The sequence below is a fragment of the Aquiflexum sp. genome (assembly GCF_977115555.1).
The window spans coordinates 1-5,786 of sequence record NZ_CDSBKL010000270.1; the positions used below are offsets into that span (position 1 = coordinate 1).

Here is a 5,786-nt window from a genome sequence, read left to right on the forward strand (position 1 = left end):
AGGAACAGCGGTTTATATGACCTCTTATTCACGTTTAAATGAAGAGAGGCCTTGGGAAAAAGGAATGCAGGAACGTAAATGGTTATATCAAACGCCTATTGAAATTTTAATAAAAGCTTCCAACGGAGCTTCAGATTTTGGAAATAAATTCGGTCAACCCTTGATCTGCGGATCTGTGTTGACCTTTGAGCATGAGGAAAACGGCAAATCCCACGGATTTGACAAAGTCATCATGTTGGCGGGAGGAATCGGGTTTACAAGAAAAGAATACGCCAAGAAAAACGAACCGAGCAAGGGAGACAAAATCATCGTCATGGGCGGTGACAACTACCGCATCGGGATGGGAGGAGGAGCAGTTTCTTCTGTAAATACTGGTGAATTCAGCAATGCCATAGAGTTGAACGCCATCCAACGTTCCAATCCGGAGATGCAAAAGCGGGTTTCCAATGTGATCCGGGCCATGGCCGAATCCAATGAGAATCCGATCATTTCCATCCATGACCACGGAGCCGGAGGGCATTTGAACTGTCTTTCTGAATTGGTGGAAAGTACCGGAGGCACGATCCATTTGGACAAGTTGCCTGTAGGCGATCCTACACTTTCTGCCAAAGAAATCATAGGAAATGAATCCCAGGAAAGAATGGGAATGGTGGTGCATGAAAAGGATGTAGCCACACTTCAGCGGATTGCAGAGCGGGAAAGGGCTCCTTTTTATGTTGTGGGTGAAACGACGGGTGACATGCATTTCAAGTTCGAAAACTTTGAAACAGGCGAGAAGCCGGTCGATTGGGATTTGGCTTACATGTTTGGAAGTTCACCAAAAACCATTTTAGAGGATACTCCTGCAGCGACGGCTTACGAAGAACCAAAATACTCAGCCAACGAGCTGAAAACATATATTGAGCAGGTTTTGCAATTGGAAGCGGTGGCTTGCAAGGATTGGTTGACCAATAAAGTTGACCGTTCTGTCACAGGAAGAGTGGCCAAGCAGCAGACCACGGGTGAAATCCAATTGCCTTTGAACAATGTGGCCGTGATGGCTTTGGACTTTACAGGAGCAAAAGGAATTGCTACCTCCATCGGGCATGCACCTGTTGCGGCATTGGCAAATCCTGAAGCAGGATCAAGGTTGGCGATCGCAGAATCCCTCACCAACTTGGTTTGGGCACCGATTACAGACGGTTTGGCTGGGGTTTCCCTCAGCGCCAACTGGATGTGGCCTGCCAAAAATCCCGGAGAAAATGACAGGCTTTACCGTGCTGTCGAAACCATTTCGGAATTTTCCATTGCTTTGGGAATCAATGTTCCTACCGGGAAAGATTCCCTTTCCATGACCCAAAAATATCCCGGAGGCAAGACGGTTTATTCGCCCGGAACAGTAATAATATCTACAGTCGGGGAATGTTCAGCGCCCAAATTGACTGTTTCTACTGACTTGAAGCCCATCGCCGGCAGCAAGGTTTATTACATTGATTTTTCAAAGGATTCAGCGAAACTCGGAGGTTCCAGTTTTGCGCAGATTTTGAATACCATCGGAAACGATACGCCGGATGTGAAGGACAGCCTGTATTTTTCGAAGGCATTTATGGTAATCCAAAAACTGATCGAAAAGGGCGAAATTCTTGCCGGTCATGATATTTCTTCAGGAGGGATGATTACTGCTTTGTTGGAAATGTGTTTCCCTTCCACTCAGGTTGGTCTGAAAGTCAAAACCGAAAGACTGGCTGAAAAGGATATTGTCAAGTCATTGTTTGCCGAAAATCCTGGCGTTTTGATCCAAGTCGCCAATACTGAAAGAACCCGTGCCGTACTTGAAAACCATGGTATTGGCTATATTTCTTTGGCTGAGGTCACATTGGATGGCAAAGTGGAATTGGTTGGTGCTGACCTGACTCTTGATGTGGTAGAAATGCGCGATACTTGGTTCAAATCTTCCTATCTGCTTGACAGAAAACAAAGCGGTGACAAATTGGCTTTGGCAAGGTTTACCAATTATAAAAAACAACCATTGACATATCAGTTTGGTGAAAACTGGAGAGGAACTTTGGATGCATTTGGATTGAATCCATATAGAAAAGAAGCCTCAGGAAAGCGTGCCGCCATCATCCGTGAAAAGGGTGTCAACGGTGACCGTGAGATGGCTTATTCACTTTGGTTGGCAGGTTTTGATGTGAAAGATGTACATATGACGGACTTAATTGCCGGTCGTGAAAACCTTGAAGACGTGCAGATGATCGTATTTGTCGGAGGATTTTCCAACTCTGATGTTTTGGGTTCTGCCAAAGGTTGGGCCGGTGCATTTTTGTACAACGAAAAAGCAAAACAAGCCTTGGACAATTTCTATGCAAGAAAAGATACTTTGAGTTTGGGAGTCTGCAACGGTTGTCAGCTGATGGTAGAACTTGGACTAGTCACCCCTGACCATGATGTCAAGCCAAAGATGCTGCACAATGCAAGCAATAAATTCGAATCGATCTTTGTCAATGTTAATGTTCCTGAGAATGAATCTGTGATGTTCAAATCCCTTTCAGGCAAAAGATTGGGTGTATGGGTAGCACACGGTGAAGGAAAATTCCAACTGCCAAAACCGAAAGACGCTTACCAAATCGGCATGACGTACAGCTATGAAGGCTATCCAGGCAATCCAAATGGATCTGATTATGCCATAGCGGGGATTGTGTCTGAAGACGGCAGGCACTTGGCGATTATGCCGCATATTGAAAGATCGCTTAAACCCTGGAATTGGCCATATTATCCCTCAGACAAATCACAGGACGAAGTCAGTCCATGGATAGAGGCTTTTGTGAATGCGTTTAAGTGGGTGGGAAGCCACTGAAAGCTCCCACGAAGACACGAAGGCACAAAGAAAAAGAAATAGAAATCCCGCAAAGGCGCAAATACGCAAAGAAAATAAGAACAACAAACCAAGCAATAGGAATCCTGGAAAGGCCCTAAGGCGCTAAGAAAAAGAAAAGAAATATAATCAATAAGATTATTGCAAAGGCGCAAATACGCAAAGTAGGAAAGTAAAAAAGACATGTCAATTTAGTTTTGGCATGTCTTTTTTATATTTTAGGTGGTATTTTAAACCACTTTGAATATGTCAGAGAATGAACTTGCAAAAGAAGCTGTAGATATTGCCTTCCAAATTCATAGGCATTTGGGACCGGGACTTTTGGAAAGTGTATACGAAGAAGCCTTCGCATACGAATTGATAGAAAGAGGGATTTCATTTACCCATCAGGAGAAAGTAAAAATTTATTACAAAGAAATTGTTTTGGACAAGGGTTTTAGAGCGGATTTAATATTAGAAGACAAACTTTTGATCGAATTGAAATCCTGCGAAAAAATTGAAAGTGTTTTTCATAAAGTCATTCTGACCTATATGAGGTTAAAGAATATCAAACTTGGGTTACTGATCAATTTCAATGTAAACTTGATTAAAGATGGGATTTACAGGAAAGTGAATGGACTTGAAGAATAATTGAATAATTTTTTCTTTGCGTTTCTGCGGCTTGGCGGGAAAATAGAATCCAGCTTCCGGAGAAGCAGGATAACATGTTGTGTCTGTAATAATCATATTTAATCTTTCTTTGCGTTTTTGCGACTTAGCGGGAATTGAATCCAGCTTCTAGAGAAGCATGATAACATATAGTAATTTTTTCTTTGTGCCTTTGTGGGCGAAAAAAATTTGAGTCTTTTCCCTAAGGATTTGCGGGCTTTATTTCTAATTTTAACCCATGCTTTGGACTACTTCTTTTGATATCCCTGAGGGGGAAAGTAAGATTAATCACCACAAACCTATCTTTTCCATCGGTTCCTGTTTTTCTACCATGATCGGTGAGAAAATGGCAGACCGGAAGTTTCCCATTCTCAATAATCCCTTCGGGACGCTTTTCAACCCCATCTCCATTGCCCAAGTTATGGAGGATGCCGCCCTAGAGATGCCGATCAATACGGACATGATTTTGGTGAGAGATGGTCTATACCTTCACTTTGGAATGCATTCGGATGTAGTTGCGTACAGCCAGGATTCTTTGGAAAGACTGATCCACAAGAAGCAACAGCAAACCAAGCAAGTGTTGGAAAATGCTTCCCATATCCTCATTACTTTTGGTACCGCCTGGATTTATGAATATGGAAATGATGGTCAGATTGTGGCCAACTGTCACAAGCAGCCTGCAGATCTATTTGAAAAGAGATTGCTCCACCCTGATGAAATCCAAAAAGCTTTTAGCGGTTTTTTCAATATTCTGAGACAGATCAATCCCGATGTACAGGTATTGTTGACGGTGAGTCCGGTAAGGCATATCAAAGATGGCATTCCTGAGGACAGGTTAAGCAAGTCGATCTTGCGTTTGGCCGCACACGACCTTACAGAAACTTATGATTTTGTGAAGTATTTCCCTGCCTATGAGATTATGATGGATGATTTGAGGGATTATAGATTCTACAAAGAAGACATGATCCACCCAAGCACCCAAGCCGAGGAATATATTTGGGAAAGGTTTAAGACTGCATGGGTTGATCCAAAGACTTTCCCTTTGATTTTGGAATTTGAAGGGATCAAAAGAGACCTTGCCCATCGTCCGTTCAATCCTGACAGCCCTGCCCATATCAAGTTTTTGGACAATCTTCAGAAGAAATTGGAACGATACAGCCGTGATTTTGATTTTTCAAAAGAGATGGACATGCTGAGAAAACAGGTGCATTCGAGGGGGAAGTGAATTTGAAGTACGATCTACGAATTTCGAATTACGAGATTTAAACAAGTAAGTCCCAGTAATCAGTTTGCAGTTTCAGTTCCGGAGGTAAATTCTAAGAATTTTGACGGATGACGGATGTTTGGATTTGGGTAGGGTAGGTGATCTTTTTTTTTGTTTATAATCTTAGAGAAACAAACTTAATGAGGTTCTTCGCTTCACTCAGAATGACTTGGATATGTAGGTCGTCACCCTGAGTGTAGCGAAGGGTCCTATTTGAAGGGATTCCTTACCTCCTCAAGCCCCCGTTCAGAATGATGGATCCAACCCGACAACAATGACAACCTGACAACATTTTCAACAACTACAACCATTATAACTATTAGAACCAATTTTAGCCAACCAACGAAATGTCCAACCGCCTTATCCACTCCCAATCCCCTTACCTCCTCCAACATGCCCACAATCCTGTGGATTGGTATCCTTGGGGAGAGGAAGCTTTAAATAAAGCCAAAACAGAAAACAAACCGATCCTAGTCAGCATCGGTTATTCTGCCTGTCATTGGTGCCACGTGATGGAAAAGGAAAGTTTTGAAGATGATGCCACAGCAGCGATCATGAATGCCCACTTTGTCTGTATCAAAATCGACCGTGAGGAGCGTCCTGATCTAGACAATATTTATATGGAATCGGTGCAGGTCATGGGCGTCAATGGCGGTTGGCCGCTCAATGTCTTTCTGATGCCGGACCAGAAGCCTTTTTACGGTGGAACCTACTTTCCAAACAAACAGTGGAAAGGCCTACTCAGCAATATCGCAGATGCTTATGAAAAGCATTTTGACCAACTAACCGAAAGTGCAGAAGGATTTGGAAGGAGTCTCAACAGATCTGAGTTGGAGAAATATGGCTTGGAATCCGAAAAACCTGAGCTATCAAAAGAAGAGTTGGCATACGCCATCAAGAAATTGGAAGATCAGTTCGATCCGCAATGGGGTGGGATGAACAGAAAACCAAAATTCCCGATGCCTGCCATTTGGTCTTTTGTATTGGAATATGCTGTTCTCAAAAATGATGAACCTTTGA

4 protein-coding genes are annotated in these 5,786 nt (G+C 42.9%); all 4 read left to right on the plus strand.

Annotation, left to right across the window (positions count from 1 at the left end):
* On the plus strand, positions 1-2,836 hold a 2,836-nt coding region (gene purL / locus ACZFYI_RS14545; protein WP_462524852.1), incomplete at its 5' end, for a phosphoribosylformylglycinamidine synthase.
* Between the two features lie 264 nt (positions 2,837-3,100).
* A complete protein-coding gene (locus tag ACZFYI_RS14550) occupies positions 3,101-3,484 on the plus strand; it encodes a GxxExxY protein (protein ID WP_462524853.1) in 384 nt (127 codons plus the stop codon).
* Positions 3,485-3,740: 256 nt separating this feature from the next.
* A complete protein-coding gene (locus ACZFYI_RS14555; RefSeq protein WP_462524854.1) occupies positions 3,741-4,727 on the plus strand; it encodes a GSCFA domain-containing protein in 987 nt (328 codons plus the stop codon).
* A 386-nt stretch (positions 4,728-5,113) separates the two neighbouring features.
* Positions 5,114-5,786 (plus strand): thioredoxin domain-containing protein (locus ACZFYI_RS14560; protein ID WP_462524855.1); only part of this gene is annotated, 673 nt, incomplete at its 3' end.

Coding starts and splice junctions, on each gene's coding strand:
- ACZFYI_RS14555 (WP_462524854.1), top strand. CDS start 3,741: ATGCTTTGGACTACTTCTTTTGATATCCCTGAGGGGGAAAGTAAGATT.
- ACZFYI_RS14550 (WP_462524853.1), top strand. CDS start 3,101: ATGTCAGAGAATGAACTTGCAAAAGAAGCTGTAGATATTGCCTTCCAA.